The 19532-nt window shown below is 54.0% G+C and carries 16 protein-coding genes, 5 tRNA genes and 2 other RNA genes; 20 read left to right on the forward strand and 3 right to left on the reverse strand.

Annotated features, from left to right (window positions below; translation table 11 throughout):
- Positions 1-20 precede the first annotated feature (20 nt).
- Both gppA and rhlB read right to left on the reverse strand, forming a co-directional pair.
- Positions 21-1505 carry a guanosine-5'-triphosphate,3'-diphosphate diphosphatase gene (gene gppA / locus WH279_RS10070; RefSeq protein WP_133846873.1) on the reverse strand — a complete coding sequence of 495 codons (1485 nt, stop codon included), beginning with the start codon at positions 1503-1505 and terminating at the stop codon, positions 21-23.
- Positions 1506-1511: 6 nt separating this feature from the next.
- Positions 1512-2804, reverse strand: coding sequence for an ATP-dependent RNA helicase RhlB (gene rhlB / locus WH279_RS10075; RefSeq protein WP_133846872.1), 1293 nt, complete (start codon positions 2802-2804; stop codon positions 1512-1514).
- A 128-nt stretch (positions 2805-2932) separates the two neighbouring features.
- Between rhlB and trxA the strand changes: the two genes are divergently transcribed.
- The 19 genes from trxA to WH279_RS10170 all read left to right on the forward strand — a co-directional run bounded on the left by trxA (position 2933) and on the right by WH279_RS10170 (position 17165).
- Positions 2933-3262, forward strand: a complete 330-nt coding sequence (gene trxA, locus WH279_RS10080; RefSeq protein ID WP_133846871.1) for a thioredoxin TrxA — start codon at positions 2933-2935, stop codon at positions 3260-3262.
- Positions 3263-3625: 363 nt separating this feature from the next.
- A complete protein-coding gene (gene rho / locus WH279_RS10085; protein ID WP_056234711.1) occupies positions 3626-4885 on the forward strand; it encodes a transcription termination factor Rho in 1260 nt (419 codons plus the stop codon).
- Positions 4886-5171: 286 nt separating this feature from the next.
- Positions 5172-6275, forward strand: coding sequence for a UDP-N-acetylglucosamine--undecaprenyl-phosphate N-acetylglucosaminephosphotransferase (gene wecA, locus WH279_RS10090; RefSeq protein ID WP_200643875.1), 1104 nt, complete (start codon positions 5172-5174; stop codon positions 6273-6275).
- Positions 6276-6305: 30 nt separating this feature from the next.
- The gene (wzzE, locus tag WH279_RS10095; RefSeq protein ID WP_339456298.1) at positions 6306-7343 is read left to right on the forward strand and encodes an ECA polysaccharide chain length modulation protein; all 1038 of its coding nucleotides are present in this window, start codon (positions 6306-6308) and stop codon (positions 7341-7343) included.
- Between the two features lie 39 nt (positions 7344-7382).
- Positions 7383-8513, forward strand: a complete 1131-nt coding sequence (wecB, locus tag WH279_RS10100; protein ID WP_339456299.1) for a non-hydrolyzing UDP-N-acetylglucosamine 2-epimerase — start codon at positions 7383-7385, stop codon at positions 8511-8513.
- The gene (gene wecC, locus WH279_RS10105) at positions 8510-9772 is read left to right on the forward strand and encodes a UDP-N-acetyl-D-mannosamine dehydrogenase (RefSeq protein ID WP_339456301.1); all 1263 of its coding nucleotides are present in this window, start codon (positions 8510-8512) and stop codon (positions 9770-9772) included. Before wecB ends, wecC begins: the two co-directional genes overlap by 4 nt.
- Positions 9772-10467, forward strand: coding sequence for a dTDP-4-amino-4,6-dideoxy-D-galactose acyltransferase (rffC, locus tag WH279_RS10110; protein ID WP_339456303.1), 696 nt, complete (start codon positions 9772-9774; stop codon positions 10465-10467). The genes wecC and rffC overlap by 1 nt, the downstream gene beginning before the upstream one ends.
- Positions 10464-11594: a dTDP-4-amino-4,6-dideoxygalactose transaminase gene (rffA, locus tag WH279_RS10115; protein ID WP_339456305.1), complete on the forward strand. Its 1131-nt coding sequence runs from the start codon at positions 10464-10466 to the stop codon at positions 11592-11594. Before rffC ends, rffA begins: the two co-directional genes overlap by 4 nt.
- A gap of 1 nt (position 11595) precedes the next feature.
- Complete coding sequence (gene wzxE / locus WH279_RS10120) at positions 11596-12846, forward strand: lipid III flippase WzxE (RefSeq protein WP_159338531.1); 1251 nt, start codon at positions 11596-11598, stop codon at positions 12844-12846.
- Positions 12843-13919, forward strand: coding sequence for a TDP-N-acetylfucosamine:lipid II N-acetylfucosaminyltransferase (locus WH279_RS10125; protein WP_339456307.1), 1077 nt, complete (start codon positions 12843-12845; stop codon positions 13917-13919). The genes wzxE and WH279_RS10125 overlap by 4 nt, the downstream gene beginning before the upstream one ends.
- Complete coding sequence (gene wzyE / locus WH279_RS10130) at positions 13916-15262, forward strand: ECA oligosaccharide polymerase (RefSeq protein WP_339456309.1); 1347 nt, start codon at positions 13916-13918, stop codon at positions 15260-15262. The genes WH279_RS10125 and wzyE overlap by 4 nt, the downstream gene beginning before the upstream one ends.
- 34 nt (positions 15263-15296) lie before the next feature.
- Positions 15297-16037 (forward strand): lipopolysaccharide N-acetylmannosaminouronosyltransferase, encoded by a 741-nt coding sequence (gene wecG / locus WH279_RS10135; protein ID WP_133846861.1) that lies wholly within the window; start codon positions 15297-15299, stop codon positions 16035-16037.
- Positions 16038-16216: 179 nt separating this feature from the next.
- Positions 16217-16293, forward strand: a tRNA-Arg gene (locus WH279_RS10140).
- Positions 16294-16378: 85 nt separating this feature from the next.
- A tRNA-His gene (locus tag WH279_RS10145) sits at positions 16379-16454 on the forward strand.
- Positions 16455-16481: 27 nt separating this feature from the next.
- A tRNA-Leu gene (locus WH279_RS10150) sits at positions 16482-16568 on the forward strand.
- Positions 16569-16602: 34 nt separating this feature from the next.
- Positions 16603-16679, forward strand: a tRNA-Pro gene (locus WH279_RS10155).
- Positions 16680-16772: 93 nt separating this feature from the next.
- Positions 16773-16849, forward strand: a tRNA-Pro gene (locus WH279_RS10160).
- Between the two features lie 33 nt (positions 16850-16882).
- Positions 16883-17008, forward strand: a non-coding RNA gene (locus WH279_RS10165) — RtT sRNA.
- Between the two features lie 36 nt (positions 17009-17044).
- A non-coding RNA gene (locus WH279_RS10170) (RtT sRNA) lies at positions 17045-17165 on the forward strand.
- A gap of 50 nt (positions 17166-17215) precedes the next feature.
- Here the strand turns inward: WH279_RS10170 and WH279_RS10175 are convergent.
- Positions 17216-17800, reverse strand: coding sequence for an NAD(P)H-dependent oxidoreductase (locus WH279_RS10175; protein ID WP_339456311.1), 585 nt, complete (start codon positions 17798-17800; stop codon positions 17216-17218).
- A 79-nt stretch (positions 17801-17879) separates the two neighbouring features.
- Between WH279_RS10175 and WH279_RS10180 the strand changes: the two genes are divergently transcribed.
- Positions 17880-18491: a TetR/AcrR family transcriptional regulator gene (locus WH279_RS10180; protein ID WP_339456313.1), complete on the forward strand. Its 612-nt coding sequence runs from the start codon at positions 17880-17882 to the stop codon at positions 18489-18491.
- Positions 18492-19532 lie beyond the last annotated feature (1041 nt).

The raw sequence follows: 19532 nt of genomic DNA on the forward strand, positions 1-19532 counted from the left end.
CACACCGGGCGCAGCAGATTTCAAACGATGACTAATGACCAGTGCACATAGCTTTGCCAGTGTGCCTCCTGCTCCAGCAGCTCCGCACGCAGAGGATGCGCTTCCAGCCAACCTGTCGGCAACGTCAACGTCAGATTATCATCATCCGCCAGTAAACGGACGGCGGGCAGCATGTCATCACGCCTGCGGCTGGCGAAAATGATCGCTAACCGCAGCAGACGGCACATGCGTTCGGCAACACGCGGCGGTACGGCATTTTGCTGACTTAACAGCGCCAGATCGATACCGTTCACCTGATTTTGCAGTAATGTCGCCAGTAGTTTTTTCTGCGCTGGCGTAAAGCCCGGTAAATCAAGGTGGCGTACCAGATAAGCCGCATGCTGCGGTGCCTGACGGAAATCGACGCTCAGACCAATCTCGTGGATCAGACAGGCGCTTTCCAGCAGCTCCCGGCTGCGGTCGTCCAGCTTCCACACCTGGCTGACCTGACGGGCAAAACTGTCTGCCAGCTGGCGGACACGCTCTGCCTGCTCAGGGTCAATTGCAAAACGGCGCTGGATATTGTGCAGCGTGCGGTTACGGATATCACGATCCACTGGCAGATGCAGCATGCCATACACCAGACCTTCGCGCAGCGCGCCACCGGCCAGCGTCATGCTGTTGATATTCAGCTCGGTAAAGATAGCAATCAGAATAGACAGGCCGCTGGGGAATACTAAGGCACGCTCAAGAGTCAGCCCTTCAATCTCCAGCTCTTCCAGCTTGCCGCACTGAATAGCGCGCTGTTTCAGTTGCTCAAGTTTACTGAGCGTGATGCGCTCATCCATGCCCTGAGCCATCATAATTTCTTGCAGGGCTTGTACGGTGCCGGACGCGCCCACGCAGACCTGCCAGCCCTGTTCGCGTAAAGCATCAGCCACCGGACGGATCATGGCTCGCGCCGCTTGTTCCGCCTGTTCGAAATTCGCTTTACCCAGATGACGATCGGCAAAATAACGTTCAAGCCAGGTGACACAGCCCATCGACAGACTAAACAGCGTCGTCGTCTGTGAACCTCTGCCGGTGACCAGCTCGGTACTGCCGCCGCCGATGTCGACGACCAGTCGTTTGTCCGACCCCCCCGTAGTATGCGCAACACCTTGATAAATCAGGCGTGCTTCATCTTCACCGCTAATGACATTGATCGGACAACCGAGGATTTCCTGGGCTTTGACCAGGAAACTACCGGCATTGGCAGCAATACGCAGCGTGGCTGTTGCCACAACGCGGATTTGTTCGGGAGGGATGTCCTGCAGTTGCTCGGAAAACAACCGCAGACACTGCCAGCCTCGTTCCATTGCCTCATCTGAAAGATGATTATCGGCATCGAGACCAGCAGCAAGACGCACCTTGCGCTTGATGCGGGCAATGGTCTGGATACTGCCAGCCACTTCGCGCACCACCAACATATGAAAGCTGTTCGATCCTAAATCGATCGCAGCATAGAGTGATGATGCACTCAGCATGGCGGCTTAACCTGAACGTTTGCGGTTAGGGTTACGCGGTGCGCTACTGCGGCGGTTGTTATTTCCACCACGACGCGGGCCATTACCAGAACGGTTACGAGTTAAGCGTTTTGGTGGTGGCAATTCGCTCATCAGCGCATCGCTGTTATAGCGGCTGACCGCAATGCTGTGACCGATGTATTCTTCAATACCCGGCAGGTTCAGCGCGTACTCTTCACAGGCGAGGCTGATAGAGTGGCCATTGGCGCCTGCACGACCTGTACGACCAATGCGGTGAACGTAGTCTTCGCAGTCGTCTGGCAAGTCGTAGTTAAACACGTGGGTCACTGCAGGGATATGCAGGCCGCGTGCAGCGACATCCGTCGCGACCAGGATATCGACATCACCCTTGGTGAAATCATCCAGGATACGCAGGCGTTTTTTCTGTGCCACATCGCCGGTTAACAAACCCACACGGTGACCATCTGCAGCCAGGTGGCCCCAGACATCTTCACAGCGGTGTTTGGTATTGGCAAAAATGATGGCGCGATCTGGCCACTCTTCTTCCAGCAGCGTTTGCAGCAGACGCATTTTTTCTTCATTGGAAGGGTAGAACAGCTCTTCTTTAATACGGTGTCCGGTTTTCTGCTCCGGTTCGACTTCAACGTATTCCGCGTTGTTCATGTTCTCAAACGCCAACTCACGCACGCGGAAGGACAATGTTGCGGAGAACAGCATATTCAGACGCTGGTTGGCGGCAGGCATGCGGCGGAACAGCCAGCGGATGTCTTTAATGAAGCCGAGGTCGAACATACGGTCAGCTTCGTCGAGTACCACCACCTGGATGGCACCTAAATTCACGTGATTCTGTTTAGCGTAATCGATTAAACGACCCGTGGTGGCGATCAACACATCGACACCGCTTTCGAGCACTTTCAGTTGCTTATCATAGCCATCGCCACCGTAAGCCAGACCAAGCTTCAGTCCAGTTACCTGCGCCAGAGGCTCTGCATCCGCATGAATCTGCACCGCCAGTTCGCGCGTTGGTGCCAGAATCAGCGCCCGCGGTTGGTTAACCTGGCGACCTTCCGGTGCGGGGTGAGAAAGAAGATGATGGAACGTTGACGTCAGAAACGCCATCGTTTTGCCGGTACCGGTTTGCGCCTGACCTGCTACATCACGCCCGGAGAGCGTAAACGGTAATGCCAGCGCCTGGATAGGCGTGCAATTATGAAACCCTTTAGTTTCAAGGGCTTCAATAACCTGAGGGTGCAGGGCGAAGTCGGAAAACTTCTGTTCGGTTAAGTGTGTTTTGCTCATAGTGTGGTAGAATATCAGCTTACTATTGCTTTACGAAAGCTTATCCGGTGAAATAAAAGCAGTACAATAAACTCAGCCTTATGCTGCTTAATGCAACATCATGGTAAAGATAATCTCCTGGAGTAAACATGAGCGATAAAATTGTTCACCTGACCGATGACAGCTTTGAAACCGACGTTCTGAAAGCAGAAGGTTTGACGCTGGTTGACTTCTGGGCAGAATGGTGTGGTCCTTGCAAAATGATTGCCCCTATTCTTGACGAAGTGGCCGAAGAGTTTGATGGCAAGCTCACCGTTGCTAAACTGAATATTGATGAAAACCCTGCTACCGCACCTAAGTACGGTATCCGTGGCATCCCAACCCTGCTGTTGTTTAAGAATGGCGAAGTGGCCGCGACGAAAGTCGGCGCACTGTCTAAAGGCCAGCTCAAAGAGTTCCTGAACGCGAACCTGGGCTAATCATGCCGTGCCGGCGCCTTGCGGTTTGAATTTTTCGCTGACCGCTAGACGCCCGGCATTAAGCATGCTAAGTTAAATCTACTGCACTACGCACTTGCCTTGTAGTTTGAATCTTTAGAATTACTCCTTGTTGAACACAGTATTCATCAAAAGTCTTACAGACGTTCAGCAATCTGACGGTTAGTATCAACTGATTTCCGGCTTCTTGTCCTCACCGTCTCCTCGTCTCAGATTTGCGTTTTCCTGCACGTGATCATCGAGTGGACTTCGGAACCAAGAACCAATTAAACAGGCATGGATCTTTCGCCATACCATTCACGACAAACAGTTCATGTTTTACCCCGAGTTTAAGAACCCACCATTATGAATCTTACCGAATTAAAAAATACGCCGGTTTCTGACCTGATTACCCTCGGCGAAAATATGGGGCTGGAAAACCTGGCGCGCTTGCGCAAACAGGACATTATCTTCGCCATCCTTAAGCAACACGCGAAAAGTGGCGAAGACATCTTCGGCGACGGCGTACTCGAGATATTGCAGGATGGATTTGGTTTCCTCCGCTCAGGAGACAGCTCCTACCTCGCCGGTCCCGATGATATCTACGTTTCCCCCAGCCAAATCCGCCGCTTCAACCTCCGCACAGGTGACTCCATCTCTGGCAAGATTCGCCCGCCAAAAGAAGGTGAACGTTACTTTGCACTGCTGAAAGTTAATGAAGTTAACTACGACAAACCGGAAAATGCCCGTAATAAAATCCTGTTTGAAAACTTAACGCCGCTGCATGCCAATTCTCGTCTGCGCATGGAGCGTGGCAACGGTTCTACCGAAGATTTGACCGCTCGCGTACTGGATTTGGCTTCGCCGATCGGTCGTGGTCAGCGTGGTCTGATCGTGGCTCCTCCGAAAGCCGGTAAAACTATGCTGCTGCAGAACATCGCACAGAGCATTGCTTACAACCACCCAGACTGCGTGCTGATGGTGTTGCTTATTGACGAGCGTCCGGAAGAAGTGACCGAGATGCAGCGTCTGGTTAAAGGTGAAGTTATCGCTTCAACCTTCGACGAACCTGCATCCCGTCACGTTCAGGTTGCTGAGATGGTGATCGAAAAAGCCAAGCGTCTGGTTGAGCACAAGAAAGATGTGATCATCTTGCTGGACTCCATCACCCGTCTGGCGCGTGCCTACAACACCGTGGTTCCTGCTTCAGGCAAGGTACTGACCGGTGGTGTGGATGCTAACGCCCTGCATCGTCCGAAGCGTTTCTTCGGTGCTGCGCGTAATGTGGAAGAGGGCGGAAGCCTGACCATCATCGCCACCGCACTGGTTGATACCGGTTCGAAGATGGATGAAGTGATCTACGAAGAGTTTAAAGGTACAGGTAACATGGAACTGCATCTGGCGCGTAAAATCGCTGAGAAACGTGTGTTCCCTGCTATTGATTACAATCGCTCCGGTACGCGTAAAGAAGAGTTGCTTACCACGTCCGAAGAGCTGCAAAAGATGTGGATCCTGCGCAAGATTATTCACCCAATGGGCGAAATCGACGCGATGGAATTCCTTATCAACAAGCTGGCGATGACGAAAACCAATGATGATTTCTTCGACATGATGAAACGTTCATAACAGCTCGTTGGGCTGCGGGCAGACGACGAATTGATCGTCTGGCCTAACGTAGTCGTCAAATTACGTACAAAACTCGGGTAACGCCACGCATAGTCGTGGCGTTTTTTGTTTTTGGCCTATAGGCTATCCTGATCTGGGAGAATTAATCTAAAGAACGGCACGGGATACCGATCAATGGGGATATTGATTATGCTTGTCCCGGTGAATAAAATCAGAATTGAAGAGATGTTATTGGCACAAATATTGCTTATAACATTGTGCAATTCTTAGCAGAGAGCTGGATAATGTGAATTTACTCAATATGAGTACAGAACTTGGCCTGACTTTTATATTTTCATTGGTGTTTCTTTTCTTTGCACGTAAAGCGGCTAACAAAATTGGATTGGTGGATAAGCCCAATTATCGCAAACGTCACCAGGGGGCCATTCCGCTGGTAGGCGGTATCTCTGTGTTTGCAGGCAGCTGTTTTGCTTTTGCATTGACGAACTTCTACATACCTCATTCCGTGCTTTATCTGGCGTGTGCCGGATGCCTGGTACTGGTGGGGGCGCTTGATGATCGTTATGACATCAGTGTGAAATTCCGCGCAGTGGTACAGGCGGGTGTCGCCATTGTCATGATGATGAAAGCCAAACTTTACTTGCTAAGCCTGGGCTACATCTTTGGCCCATGGGAACTGGTGGTAGGGCCGTTCGGCTATGTGCTGACACTGTTTGCTGTCTGGGCTGCGATCAATGCTTTCAACATGGTGGACGGCATCGACGGACTGCTGGGCGGTTTATCCTGCGTGACGTTCCTGGCAATGGGGGTCATCCTCCAGTTTGATGGGCAGAGCAGCCTTGCCATGTGGTGCTTTATCATGATTGCAGCCATTGTGCCCTACATCCTGTTGAATCTGGGGATGTTTGGCCGCCGCTATAAAGTCTTTATGGGCGATGCTGGCAGCACGGTTATTGGCTTCACGATTATCTGGATCCTGTTAGAAGCGACCCAGGGTCAGAACCATCCCATCACGCCAGTGACGGCGCTCTGGCTGATTGCGATTCCATTAATGGATATGGTCGCCATTATGTATCGCCGTCTGAGCAAAGGGATGAGCCCCTTCTCCGCCGATCGCCAACATATTCACCATCTGATCATGCGCGCCGGTTTCACTTCGCGTCAGGCGTTTGTCCTGATCACCGCGGCTGCGGCCCTGCTGGCTATCGTTGGTGTACTGGGCGAGTACCTTTCATTTGTCCCTGAGTGGATGATGCTGGTTCTGTTCCTGCTGGCCTTTATGCTTTACGGCTACTGCATTAAACGCGCGTGGCGCGTGGCGCGCATGATCAAACGGTTTAAACGCCGTCTGCGAAATAACAATAATGAAAACAAATCTCCTACTGACTGACCTATGCCCTGATGACAAGGAAACAGATGTATGACCTATCCTGACGCTGCAGATAACGAGTTGGATATTCGTGGCCTTTGCTGCACGCTATGGCGCGGTAAGTTATGGATTATTGCGGGTGGTGTGCTCTTTGCACTGCTGGCCTGGATCTATTCGTTGCTGGTGACGCCGAAGTGGAGCACCACGGCGATTGTGGATCGTCCTACGGTGAATATGTTGTCCGGGTTTTATTCCCAGCAGGAGTTTCTCAATAATCTGGATATTCGTGCTGGCAGCCTCACCGTGGCTCCGCCGACGGTGATGGATGAAGCGTATCAGGAGTTTATGATGCAGCTTTTTGCCTGGGATACGCGTCGTGACTTCTGGCTACAGTCCAGCTATTACCAGCAGCGTAAAAGCGGCAAGACCGGTGAAGATGCCGCCTTACTGGATGAAATGATTGCCAATATCCAGTTCCAGCCCGCTGATAATGCAAAAAATATCAACGATACCGTCAGGCTGATCGCGGAAACAGCAGCAGATGCGAATACTCTTCTGCGCCAGTATGTTGCCTTTGCTAATGCCCGTGCTACCACGCATCTCAATGAAGAACTCGCCGCTGCCTGGGCTGCGCGCAGTATTCAGTTAAAGGCGCAGATTAAACGTCAGGAAGCAGTAGCCAAAGCTATTTACGACCGTCAGATCAACAGCATCGGACAGGCGCTGAAAATTGCGCAACAGCAGGGCTTCGAACAAGCAAAAACGCAGACACCTTCCGAGCAACTGCCGGATTCTGAAATGTTCATGCTGGGCAGGCCAATGTTGCAGGCGCGGTTGGAAAATCTGCGTGCAACGGGTCCGTCCTACGATCTGGAGTACGATCAAAACCGGGCTATGCAGGCGACACTGAATGTCGGTCCTACATTGGTAAAATCATTCCAGACCTGGCGTTATCTGCGCACACCGGAAGAGCCGGTAAAACGTGACAGCCCACGCCGTGTATTACTGATGATCATGTGGGGCACGGTAGGCGTGCTGCTGGGTGCCGGGACTGCGCTGGTGCGCCGCTCTCGCCGTAAAGGGCACTGAATAAGTGCTGCTAAATTATTTCGAATTGAGAGAGTCACGGTGAAAGTATTAACGGTTTTTGGCACGCGTCCCGAAGCGATAAAAATGGCACCCCTGGTGCATGCGCTGGCGCAGGATGAGGACATCGAGTCACGCTTATGCGTGACCGCACAGCATAGGGAAATGCTCGATCAGGTATTGCACCTGTTTTCCATCGTGCCGGACTACGATCTTAATATCATGCAACCTGGCCAGGGCTTGACCGAAATCACCAGCCGCATCCTGGAGGGATTGAAAACGGTGTTTACCGATTTCACCCCCGATGTGGTGCTGGTTCACGGTGATACTACCACTACGCTGGCTGCCAGCCTCGCGGCGTTTTACCACCGAATTCCGGTGGGGCATGTTGAAGCGGGGCTGCGCACGGGTGATCTTTGGTCGCCGTGGCCAGAAGAAGCGAACCGTACGCTGACCGGGCATCTTGCCAGTTACCACTTCACGCCGACCGCCAGTTCGCAGCAGAACCTGTTGCGTGAAAATCTGCCCGCGTCGCGCATTTTCGTGACGGGCAACACCGTGATTGACGCGCTGTTCTGGGTGCGTGACCGCGTACTCAGTGATGATGCGCTGAAAAATAGCCTGGCAGCCCGCTACCCGTTCCTGGATGCGGATAAAAAGCTGATCCTGGTCACCGGCCACCGTCGCGAAAGTTTTGGTGGCGGCTTTGAGCGTATCTGCAACGCGCTGGCTGAAATTGCACGTCTGCACCCGGACACGCAAATTGTCTATCCGGTGCATCTCAACCCGAATGTCAGCGAGCCGGTAAACCGCATTCTGCGTGGCATAGGTAATATCATTTTGATTGAACCGCAGGAGTACCTGCCTTTTGTCTGGCTAATGGATCGCGCCTGGCTGATCCTGACGGATTCCGGTGGCATCCAGGAAGAAGCGCCATCGCTCGGTAAACCGGTGCTGGTGATGCGTGACGCTACCGAACGCCCTGAGGCGGTTGCCGCAGGCACCGTCAAACTGGTGGGCACAGACGGCGCGAAGATCGTCAGCGAAGTGACCCGCCTGCTCACCGATGAGGACGCGTGGCATGCAATGAGCCGCGCCCATAACCCGTATGGTGACGGGCTGGCCTGCCAGCGCATTGTGCAGGCCCTAAAAAATAATCGGATAACATTATGAGTTTCAATACTATTTCAGTGATCGGCTTGGGCTATATCGGTCTGCCTACCGCCGCTGCTTTTGCTTCGCGTCAGAAGCAGGTGATCGGCATTGATATTAATGCGCATGCGGTCGAAACCATCAACCGTGGCGAGATCCACATTGTCGAACCGGACCTCGATCGCGTGGTGAAAACGGCCGTTGAAGGCGGATGGTTACGCGCAGCTATGCAGCCACAGGTTGCCGATGCTTATCTGATTGCTGTGCCGACACCCTTTAAAGGCGAGCACCAGCCGGATATGGCTTACGTGCAGGCAGCGGCCGTGTCGATTGCCACGGTGTTGAAAAAGGGTGATCTGGTGATCCTGGAGTCGACCTCACCTGTTGGGGCTACCGAACAGATGGCGGCATGGTTGGCGGCGGCTCGCACCGATCTGACGTTCCCACAGCAGGCCGGTGAAAATGCGGATATCCAGGTGGCCTACTGCCCGGAGCGCGTGTTGCCCGGTCAGGTGATGGTTGAACTGTTTAAAAACGACCGTGTGATTGGCGGTATGACGCCACGCTGTTCACAGCGCGCCTGCGAGCTGTACAACATCTTCCTGGAAGGTGAGTGCGTGGTCACTAACTCGCGCACCGCTGAGATGTGCAAATTAACCGAAAACAGCTTCCGCGACGTCAATATTGCCTTCGCGAACGAACTGTCGCTGATCGCGGCCGATCAGGGTATTAACGTCTGGGAGTTGATCCGGCTGGCCAACCGCCACCCGCGCGTCAATATTCTGCAACCTGGACCGGGTGTGGGCGGGCACTGTATTGCGGTCGATCCATGGTTTATCGTGGCGCAGAATCCGGTACAAGCGCGTTTGATCCGCACCGCGCGTGAAGTCAACGACAGCAAGCCGCACTGGGTGCTGGAGCTGGTTCAGCGCCAGGTGGGCGACTGCCTGATGAGCAATAACAAACGCGCCAGCGAGCTGAAAATCGCCTGCTTTGGGCTGGCATTTAAACCCGATATTGATGATCTGCGGGAAAGCCCGGCGGTACAGGTCACCAAAATGATTGCCGACTGGCATCAGGGCACCACGCTGGTGGTGGAGCCTAACGTGCAGCAACTGCCGGCAAAATTACAGGAGAGCGTGACGTTGATGACGCTGGATGATGCGCTGCAACAGGCCGATGTACTGGTGATGCTGGTGGACCATCGTGATTTTAAAGCCATTGATCCGACAGCAGTCAGACAGCAATGGATTGTTGATACGAAAGGTGTCTGGCGTTAGTGAAAGCGACGCTTAAACCTCTGGCGTGGGAAAACGCCTTCTTTGGTTGTCACAGCGCTCTGCTTGAATTGCAGGGTGATACACCGCTGGATAGTGCGCAACTCGACAGCTATACGCTGGTGCAGGTCAAAGTGCTGGCGCAACAGAGTGCGGAACTGGATGCCCTGAGCGCTTTGGGGTTTCGCCTGGTGGAAGGGGAGGCAGATTGCGTGCTGGGCATCACCCCTGTTGAACGCCCGACGGGCATTCGTATTGCCCGCGCTGAGCATATCCCCGCGCTGCGCCAGGTGGCTGAAGAAGCGTTCATCTACAGCCGTTTTCGCGCGCCCTGGTATGCGCCGGGCGACAGCGGGCGTTTTTATGCGCAGTGGGTGGAAAATGCCGTACGCGGCACCTTTGATCACCAGTGCCTGCTGGCGGTGGATGAGCAGGGTGCGATGCAGGGTTTTGTATCGCTGCGTGAGCTGGAAGACGGCACGGCGCGCATTGGCCTGCTGGCTGTGTTACCTGCTGCGCAGGGGCTGGGCATTGGCCAGCGGCTGATGAATGCAGCTAATGACTGGTGCCGCGCGCGTCGACTGACACGGCTTCATGTCGCAACGCAACTGGGCAATGTTGCCGCGTTGCGACTCTATCTTCGCTGCGGTGGCGTGATTGAACGCACCGCCTACTGGTTATACAGGGAAACGCCATGATTCCGTTTAATGCGCCACCGGTGGTGGGAACTGAACTTGAATATATGCAGTCGGCAATGGGCAGCGGCAAACTCTGCGGCGACGGCGGTTTTACCCGTCGCTGCCAGCAGTGGATGGAGCAGCGCTTCGGCAGCCGCAAAGTCCTGCTGACCCCCTCCTGCACCGCATCGCTGGAGATGGCGGCCATCCTGATCGACATTCAACCCGGTGATGAAGTGATCATGCCGAGCTACACGTTTGTCTCTACGGCCAACGCCTTCGTGCTGCGCGGTGCAACGATTGTGTTTGTCGATGTGCGCCCGGATACCATGAACATCGATGAGCGCCTGATAGAAGCAGCGATCACCGACAAAACCAAAGCCATCGTGCCGGTACATTACGCGGGCGTTGCCTGCGAGATGGACACCATTATGGCGCTGGCGAAAAAGCACCAGCTATGGGTAGTGGAAGATGCCGCACAGGGCGTGATGTCGACGTACAAAGGTCGGGCGCTGGGCAGCATTGGCCATATCGGCTGCTTCAGCTTCCACGAAACTAAAAACTATACCGCGGGTGGTGAAGGCGGTGCGACGCTGGTCAACGACGCGTCCCTGGTCGAGCGTGCTGAAATCATTCGTGAAAAAGGGACCAACCGCAGCCAGTTTTTCCGCGGCCAGGTGGATAAATACACCTGGCGTGATATTGGCTCCAGCTACCTGATGGCGGATTTGCAGGCCGCGTATCTCTGGGCGCAGCTGGAGGCAGCGGAACGCATTAACCAGCAACGTTTGCGCCTGTGGCAGACTTACTACGATGCATTGCAGCCGCTGGTCGCACGTGGGCGCATTGAGCTGGCCAGCATACCGGCCGACTGTGAACACAATGCCCATATGTTTTATCTGAAGCTGCGCGACCATAATGACCGCAGCGCGCTGATTGCATGGCTGAAAGAGGCCGAAATCATGGCGGTGTTCCACTATATTCCGCTGCACAGCTCACCCGCGGGGCAGCGCTTTGGCCGCTTCCACGGTGAAGACCATTTCACCCAGACAGAGAGCGATCGCCTGCTGCGTTTGCCGCTGTTCTTTAACCTTTCTGATAATAATCAGAAAACGGTGATCAACTCCTTACTGAGCTATTTCTCCTGATATGTCACTGGCAAAAGCGTCAGTGTGGACGGCCGCCTCCACGCTGGTAAAAATTGTCGCCGGTTTGCTGGTGGTGAAAATGCTGGCGGTCTCTTACGGGCCGGCTGGCGTCGGTCAGGCGGGGAATTTTCGTCAATTGATTACCGTGCTCGGCGTATTGGCCGGAGCGGGCATTTTTAACGGCGTCACAAAGTATGTGGCGCAGTATCAGCAGCAGCCTGAACAGCTGCGTGCCGTTACCGGCACCGCGTCGTCAATGGTGCTGGGATTCTCATTGCTGCTGGCGCTGGTGTTCCTGCTGTTCGCTGCACCCATCAGTCATGCACTGTTTGGCCATGACCGCTATCAGCAGGTGATCCGTATCGTCGCCTTCCTGCAAATGGGCATCGCCTGGGCTAATCTGGCGCTGGCGATCATGAAAGGCTTTCGTGATGCGGCAGGCAATGCATGGTCGCTGATTATCGGTAGCCTGACCGGCGTTGCTGCGTGGTTTGTCTGCTACAAGCTGGGGGGTTACAGCGGTGCACTGATCGGGCTGGCGATGGTGCCTGCACTGGTGGTGGTGCCGGCAGTGGTTTTGCTGGTGCGTCGTGAGCATCTGCCGATGCGTTATCTGCTACCCGCCTGGCAGCCGGAGTTTGTTGCCCTGCTGGGTAAGTTTACGCTGATGGCGCTGATCACCGCTGTGACGTTGCCCGTGGCGTGGATGATGATGCGTAACCTGCTGGCACAACATGCGGGATGGGAACAGGTTGGGTTGTGGCAGGGCGTCAGCAGTATCTCTGATGCCTACCTGCAATTTATCACGGCGTCTTTCAGCGTGTATCTGCTGCCCACCTTGTCACGCCTGCAGCACAAGGCTGAGATTTCACGTGAAATTCTGAAGGCGCTGCGCTTCGTGCTGCCAGTGGTTGCCGCCGTGAGTTTAACCGTCTGGTTGCTGCGTGATGTGGCTATCTGGCTGCTGTTCTCCCGTGAGTTTGCCGCCATGCGCGATTTGTTTGTCTGGCAGCTGACGGGCGATGTACTCAAAGTGGGTTGCTACGTTTTTGGCTATCTGGTCATCGCGAAGGCATCGCTGCGTTTTTATGTGCTGACGGAAGTGAGCCAGTTTATCTTGCTCACCGGCTTTTCCCGCTGGCTGATCCCGCTGCATGGTGCAGCCGGTGCGGCTCAGGCGTATATGGCGACCTATATCGCTTATTTTGCACTCTGTGCAGGCATTTTTATTATTTACCGTAGACGAGTATGACCAGAGTAATTCACCTTTTAGGCTCAGACATCCCACATCATAACCAGACGGTGTTGAGCTTCTTTGATCAACAGCTGCATGACGTGGTGCCCGTGACAGCGCCACGCGAGTTCTGGCTGGTGAGCGCACAGCCTGAGATGGCGCAGTCCTTTACGCGGCTGAATATCCGTGTTTTTGCAAATAAAGCGGCGCTCGCCGCTGCTGTGATTGCCACTGGACGCCGTGAGCGTGACACGCGCTTTTTCTGCCACGGTCAGTTCAATCCCCGTTTGTGGCTGGCGTTGTTGTCCGGCCAGCTTAAGCGCTCACAGATCTATTGGCATATCTGGGGGGCAGACCTGTATGAAGATTCCACCCGCCTGAAATTCAGGCTGTTCTATCTGCTACGGCGTCAGGCACAAAAACGAGTGGCGCAGGTGTTTGCCACCCGAGGTGATATTAATCACTTTCATCAGCGGCACCCGAAAGTTCCGGCTTCTTTACTCTATTTCCCGACACGGCTGGCACAGAATGTGCAAAGCAGTGATGAGCCTCAGGGGCAGCTGACCCTTCTGCTCGGTAACTCCGGGGATGCCAGCAACCGACATATTCAGGCACTACAGTCCATCCATCAGCAGTTTGGCGATAATGTGCGGGTCAAGGTGCCGCTGGGCTACCCTGCGAATAACGAGGCGTATATCCAACGCGTACGTGACGCGGCCGCGGCATTGTTTGCCCCGGGTGTCGTGGAGCTCCTGACGGAGAAGCTGGCGTTCAGCGATTATCTGCAATTGATCGCCCGTTGCCACCTTGGCTATTTTATTTTTGAACGCCAGCAGGGTATCGGTACGCTGTGTCTGTTGATGCAGGCCAATGTGCCCTTTGTGCTTAACCGTAAAAACCCGTTCTGGCAGGATCTGACAGAACAACAGGTTCCGGTGTTGTTTGAGGGTGATCCGTTGGATGCAGCGACAGTGAAAGAGGCGCGGCGTCAGATGATGTTGCTGGATAAATCACATATTGCCTTTTTTGAGCCGGGCTATCTGAGCGGCTGGCAGCAGGCACTGCGTCTGGTCGAAGGGGACACCGCATGACGTTATTACAGTTTGCCGGGCTGCTGGTGGTGTATCTGTGCTGCTGTGGTTTTATTCTCACGCTCACCTGGCGTGAGTTTCGTCGTGTGCGCTTCAACTTAAACGTATTTTTCTCGCTGCTGTTTCTGCTGACTTTTTTCTTCGGCTTCCCGCTGACCTGCATGTTGGTGTTTGGATTTGATGTTGACGTGGTGCCGCCGGAGTACTTGCTCCAGGCGTTACTGTCTGCGGGCTGTTTCTACGCTATTTACTACGTCAGCTATAAAACCCGTCTGCGGGCAAAGCATCGCGCACCCCCGCGTCAGGTGTTTACGATTAACCGTATTGAAGCCCATCTGACCTGGGGCATTCTGGCGCTGGTAGCGCTGGGAACCGTCAGTGTGTTCTTCCTGCACAATGGTTTCCTGCTATTCAAGCTGCACAGCTACAGCCAGATTTTCTCGGCGGATGTCTCCGGCGTGGCGTTGAAGCGCTTCTTCTACTTCTTTATTCCGGCGATGCTGGTGATCTACTTCCTCAAGCAGGACAAGCGGAGCTGGCTGGTGTTTCTGGTCAGTACCGTAGCGTTTGGGCTGCTGACGTACATGATTGTCGGTGGCACCCGCGCCAACATCATTATTGCTTTTGCTCTGTTCCTGTTTATCGGCATTATTCGTGGCTGGATCACCCTGTGGATGCTAGTGCTGGCGGGTATTGGCGGGATTGTCGGCATGTTCTGGCTGGCGCTTAAGCGCTATAACCTCGATGTTAGCGGCTCGGAGGCGTTTTACACCTTCCTCTATCTGACCCGCGATACTTTCTCGCCGTGGGAGAACCTGGGCCTGCTGCTGCAAAACTACGACAAAATCGATTTCCAGGGGCTGGCCCCAATCTGGCGTGACTTCTACGTGTTTATTCCCAGTTGGTTGTGGCATGACCGTCCTTCCATTGTGCTCAACAGCGCGAACTACTTTACGTGGGAAGTGCTGGATAACCACTCCGGGCTGGCCATCTCGCCCACGTTAATCGGTTCGCTGGTGGTGATGGGCGGGGCGCTGTTTATTCCGCTGGGGGCGATTGGCGTTGGGCTGATTATTAAGTGGTTCGACTGGTTATACGAAAAAGGCCAGCAGGAGCAGAATCGCTATAAAGCAGCGATTCTGCAAAGCTTCTGCTTTGGTGCCGTGTTCAACATGATCGTGCTGGCACGGGAAGGGCTGGATTCATTTGTTTCGCGCGTGGTGTTCTTCTGCGTGATTTTCGCGTTCTGTGTGGTGGTGGCGAAGCTGCTGTACTGGCTGCTGGACACCGCGGGTTTAATCCGTGCCCGTGTTCCGGTTCGTCCGCTGTCGACCCAACCCTAATGCTTGCCAGGCGATTTGTTTTAAAGGAATGTCCATGAGTGTCTCTGTAACCGTGCCGCAATATCGGATCCGCGGGATAACGCTGTCAGGCTTTAGTGATATGGCGCAGTTTGTTGATTACCTCAATCAACAGGGTGAGCTGAAAACCGGCACGCTGGTAGCGATCAACGCGGAGAAAGTGCTGACCGCAGAAGCCGATGCGGCGGTGTATCAGTTGATTGATGCCGCAGAATACAAATATGCCGATGGCATCAGCATCGTGCGCTCTATCCGCAAGAAGTATCCGCAGGCGCAGGTATCGCGCATTGCCGGAGCCGATCTGTGGGAAGCGCTGATGGAGCGTGCCGGGCGTGAGGGAACGCCCGTCTTTCTCATTGGGGGCAAACCGCCGGTTCTTGCGCAGACCATCGATAAGTTGCGCCGCCAGTGGAATGTGAACATTGTCGGATCGCAGGATGGCTTCTTCACCCCGGATCAGCGCGATGCACTGTTTACGCGCATCCGGGAGAGCGGCGCGAAACTGGTGACGGTGGCGATGGGGTCACCACGGCAGGAAATTCTGATGCGTGACTGCAAAGCCAGCTACCCGGATGCGTTGTATATGGGCGTGGGCGGCACCTACGACGTGTTTACCGGCCAGGTGAAGCGTGCGCCTAAGATATGGCAGCGAATGGGCCTTGAGTGGCTGTATCGCCTGATTTCACAGCCTTCGCGCTTGAAACGTCAGCTCAGATTGCTGAAATACCTCAAATATCACTGGCGCGGCGATCTTTAATCAGTAAGTCATTTTTGTCGCTGAAAGGCCTTTTGTGCGATTTCACCGGGTGAAAAGGCCGAAAAACGCTGCTACTTTAGACGTAATGCACAAAGCGTAATCAAACGCGTTTTTTTGTGAAAAAAGCACTGGACAGTCAGGGCTCTCCTCCGTAGTATGCACATCCGCAACGGCGCTACGCGCCCGTAGCTCAGCTGGATAGAGCGCTGCCCTCCGGAGGCAGAGGTCTCAGGTTCGAATCCTGTCGGGCGCACCATTTATTTTGTGCGCATATGAGCGGCGGTGGTAACATTTACCGCGTTAGTCAGTAGTAGAAAGAAGCAGTAAAGAAGTCAGGTATGGTGGCTATAGCTCAGTTGGTAGAGCCCTGGATTGTGATTCCAGTTGTCGTGGGTTCGAGTCCCATTAGCCACCCCAGACTTTAAGTACAAGATTTTGTCGTATGCGAAGGTGGCGGAATTGGTAGACGCGCTAGCTTCAGGTGTTAGTGTCTTAACGGACGTGAGGGTTCAAGTCCCTCTCTTCGCACCACAAAATCTAAGCAGTAAAGCAGTGCCGTAGTATTCGGCGAGTAGCGCAGCTTGGTAGCGCAACTGGTTTGGGACCAGTGGGTCGGAGGTTCGAATCCTCTCTCGCCGACCAATTTAGAAAACCCTGCTGTGGCGGGGTTTTTGCTTAAAACCGAGAGTTTTGAGCGATAAAAAAAAAGAAAAGTAGTGGCATTACAGAAGTATTCGGCGAGTAGCGCAGCTTGGTAGCGCAACTGGTTTGGGACCAGTGGGTCGGAGGTTCGAATCCTCTCTCGCCGACCAATTTAAGAAACCTGCTTGAAAAAGCGGGTTTTTTTTCGTCTGTACGTAATGAGGATGAGAACCTCCGAAGGAGGTTTGGGCCGAGCGAAGCGAGACAACGTTGCTTCAGCAACGGCCCGCAGGGCGGCTCGAAGAGCCGTAATCCTCTCTCGCCGACCAATTTAAGAAACCTGCTTGAAAAAGCGGGTTTTTTTTCGTCTGTACGTAATGAGGATGAGAACCTCCGAAGGAGGTTTGAGCCGAGCGAAGCGAGACAACGTTGCTTCAGCAACGGCCCGCAGGGCGGCTCGAAGAGCCGTAATCCTACTCGCTACCAATTTAAGAAACCTGCTTGAAAAAGCAGGTTTTTTTCGTCTTTTATTTCGTTTATACCTGCCCCATTTTCCTTCCCAGCTCGCTCACATTTTGCAGTTCAGCGCTCAGCGCTTCTCCGGGCATTTGTAACAACAGTTCAGAGGTCAGCACCTCCGCACCACAGAAATCGAAAATCCCGTGATCGATCTGCGTTCTCATGGCGGCAAAGTAACCGTGACGGGCGTAAGTACGCATATCGCCCGCACCAATGGCGACCAGATGCACCTTAAGGTGTTGCAGTTTTTTTACCAGGCGGCCATCGTCATCGGCGTCATAAGCCCAGCCTTGAGTAAATACGCGGTCAATCCAGCCTTTTAGCTGTGCAGGCATCGACCACCAGTAAATCGGATAAACCAGTACAAGGGTGTCCGCGCGGTCGATCCTGGCGTGTTGCGCAACGATCTCCTCTGTTACCGATCCCTGCTGGCGGAACGCGGCTACATCATCTGCAGTAAAACGCGGGTCAAATCCTTCCGCGGCAAGATCGGCGAGCTCAATGCTGCCACCTGTTGACTCGATGCCCTCTGCGAGTTGTGTGGCGACGTGATGTGTCAATGACTGGCGATCGGGATGAGAAACGACAATAAGGGTATGCATGAGCAGCCTCCGGCTTGCAGGTTGAACTGAGAAAAGTTACGCTAATATACTATTGGTAAGTTACCTTTGGTATATAAGCATGTCAACGGACATAAACTCTTCACCGCTGCCCCGGCGACGTTTATCGCGTGAGGCGCGTTACCAGCAGCTCATTGAAGCGGCATGGCAGCTCATTCGTACCGAGGGAACGGAGGCCTTAACGCTGGGCCGCCTGGCTGAGCAGTCAGGCGTCACTAAGCCCGTGGTGTATGATCATTTCGGCACACGTTCAGGTCTGTTTGCGGTGCTTTATCAGGAGCTCGATGCCCGCCAAAATGCGCTGTTTGATGCGGCATTAGCGCAAAGTGAAGCCACTTTGTCGGCCAGGGCGCAGGTGATGGCCGAATCGTATGTGAATTGTGTTCAAAAACAGGGGCGGGAGATACCGGGTATCATAGCTGCACTTGTTGGTTCACCCGAGCTTGAGCAGATTAAGCGGGCCTACGAAGTCGCCTTTATTGAGAAGTGTCGCGAAACGCTGACGCCATTCACCGGGGGTAAAGCATTATCGAACGCCGGTTTGTGGGCCATGCTGGGGGCTGCGGAATCGGTGGCTTACGCATCCACCCGTAATGAAATCACCGAACAACAGGCGCGGGATGAGTTGTACGCGGTGATTATGGCACTGGTCGAACGCAGCGTAAGAACATAATATCCGTTTGTCGCTACATTGAGACATATAACGCTATGTTTAATAAGGTGTTTACTTAAGTATGCGTTGCCTGTCTCTGAATGGAGACGCACCCCAGGCAATGGTGTGGGCCTGAGGCGACGCCTGAGCCGGGTAATAACACCTGTTAAGAAGAAATTAATGTGTTAACGATCAGTGAGATGGTGATTTTATCGCGAGTGAATTGCTATTCTGGCACGCGCTGTGCAAGAATATCTGCGTAGATGCTCATTCCACCTCTTATGTTTGCTGATGCTTCATAAACCTGGGAATGACGCAGAGCCATTTTACGGTACCTGTTGTCCAGCCAGCCAATATCGCTAACGTCTTATTGGGTCTATCGGGCAATACGTTGAGTCAGGTACCAACCGGTTGTCTTAACCGACCTGAAAATTTGCACCTGTCCCCGGACAGGTGTTTTTTTTTGCCCTGATGCCCGTCATCTTTCGCGCCGCAGATGCGTTGGCTGTCCTTACTCACCCCAGTCACTTACTGATGTAAGCTCCCGGGGACTCGCTCGGTTGCCGCCTTTCTGCAACACGAAATCTTTAGGGCATCGCGCTACGTCATCTTTCGCGCCGCAGATGCGTTGGCTGTCCTTACTCACCCCAGTCACTTACTGATGTAAGCTCCCGGGGACTCGCTCGGTTGCCGCCTTTCTGCAACACGAAATCTTTAGGGCATCGCACTGCGTCATCTTTCGCGCCGCAGATGCGTTGGCTGTCCTTACTCACCCCAGTCACTTACTGATGTAAGCTCCCGGGGACTCGCTCGGTTGCCGCCTTTCTGCAACACGAAATCTTTAGGGCATCGCGCTACGTCATCTTTCGCGCCGCAGATGCGTTGGCTGTCCTTACTCACCCCAGTCACTTACTGATGTAAGCTCCCGGGGACTCGCTCGGTTGCCGCCTTTCTGCAACACGAAATCTTTAGGGCATCGCGCTACGTCATCTTTCGCGCCGCAGATGCGTTGGCTGTCCTTACTCACCCCAGTCACTTACTGATGTAAGCTCCCGGGGACTC

Source organism: Erwinia sp. MYb375 (genome assembly GCF_037479175.1).
Classification (GTDB): Bacteria; Pseudomonadota; Gammaproteobacteria; order Enterobacterales; family Enterobacteriaceae; genus Erwinia; species Erwinia rhapontici.

What these genes read in the sequence shown, in the direction of transcription:
- gppA (WP_133846873.1), bottom strand. Translation starts at nt 1,505, where the DNA reads ATGCTGAGTGCATCATCACTCTATGCTGCGATCGATTTAGGATCGAAC.
- rhlB (WP_133846872.1), bottom strand. Translation starts at nt 2,804, where the DNA reads ATGAGCAAAACACACTTAACCGAACAGAAGTTTTCCGACTTCGCCCTG.
- trxA (WP_133846871.1), top strand. Translation starts at nt 2,933, where the DNA reads ATGAGCGATAAAATTGTTCACCTGACCGATGACAGCTTTGAAACCGAC.
- rho (WP_056234711.1), top strand. Translation starts at nt 3,626, where the DNA reads ATGAATCTTACCGAATTAAAAAATACGCCGGTTTCTGACCTGATTACC.
- wzzE (WP_339456298.1), top strand. Translation starts at nt 6,306, where the DNA reads ATGACCTATCCTGACGCTGCAGATAACGAGTTGGATATTCGTGGCCTT.
- wecC (WP_339456301.1), top strand. Translation starts at nt 8,510, where the DNA reads ATGAGTTTCAATACTATTTCAGTGATCGGCTTGGGCTATATCGGTCTG.
- rffA (WP_339456305.1), top strand. Translation starts at nt 10,464, where the DNA reads ATGATTCCGTTTAATGCGCCACCGGTGGTGGGAACTGAACTTGAATAT.
- wzxE (WP_159338531.1), top strand. Translation starts at nt 11,596, where the DNA reads ATGTCACTGGCAAAAGCGTCAGTGTGGACGGCCGCCTCCACGCTGGTA.
- WH279_RS10125 (WP_339456307.1), top strand. Translation starts at nt 12,843, where the DNA reads ATGACCAGAGTAATTCACCTTTTAGGCTCAGACATCCCACATCATAAC.
- wzyE (WP_339456309.1), top strand. Translation starts at nt 13,916, where the DNA reads ATGACGTTATTACAGTTTGCCGGGCTGCTGGTGGTGTATCTGTGCTGC.
- wecG (WP_133846861.1), top strand. Translation starts at nt 15,297, where the DNA reads ATGAGTGTCTCTGTAACCGTGCCGCAATATCGGATCCGCGGGATAACG.
- WH279_RS10175 (WP_339456311.1), bottom strand. Translation starts at nt 17,800, where the DNA reads ATGCATACCCTTATTGTCGTTTCTCATCCCGATCGCCAGTCATTGACA.
- WH279_RS10180 (WP_339456313.1), top strand. Translation starts at nt 17,880, where the DNA reads ATGTCAACGGACATAAACTCTTCACCGCTGCCCCGGCGACGTTTATCG.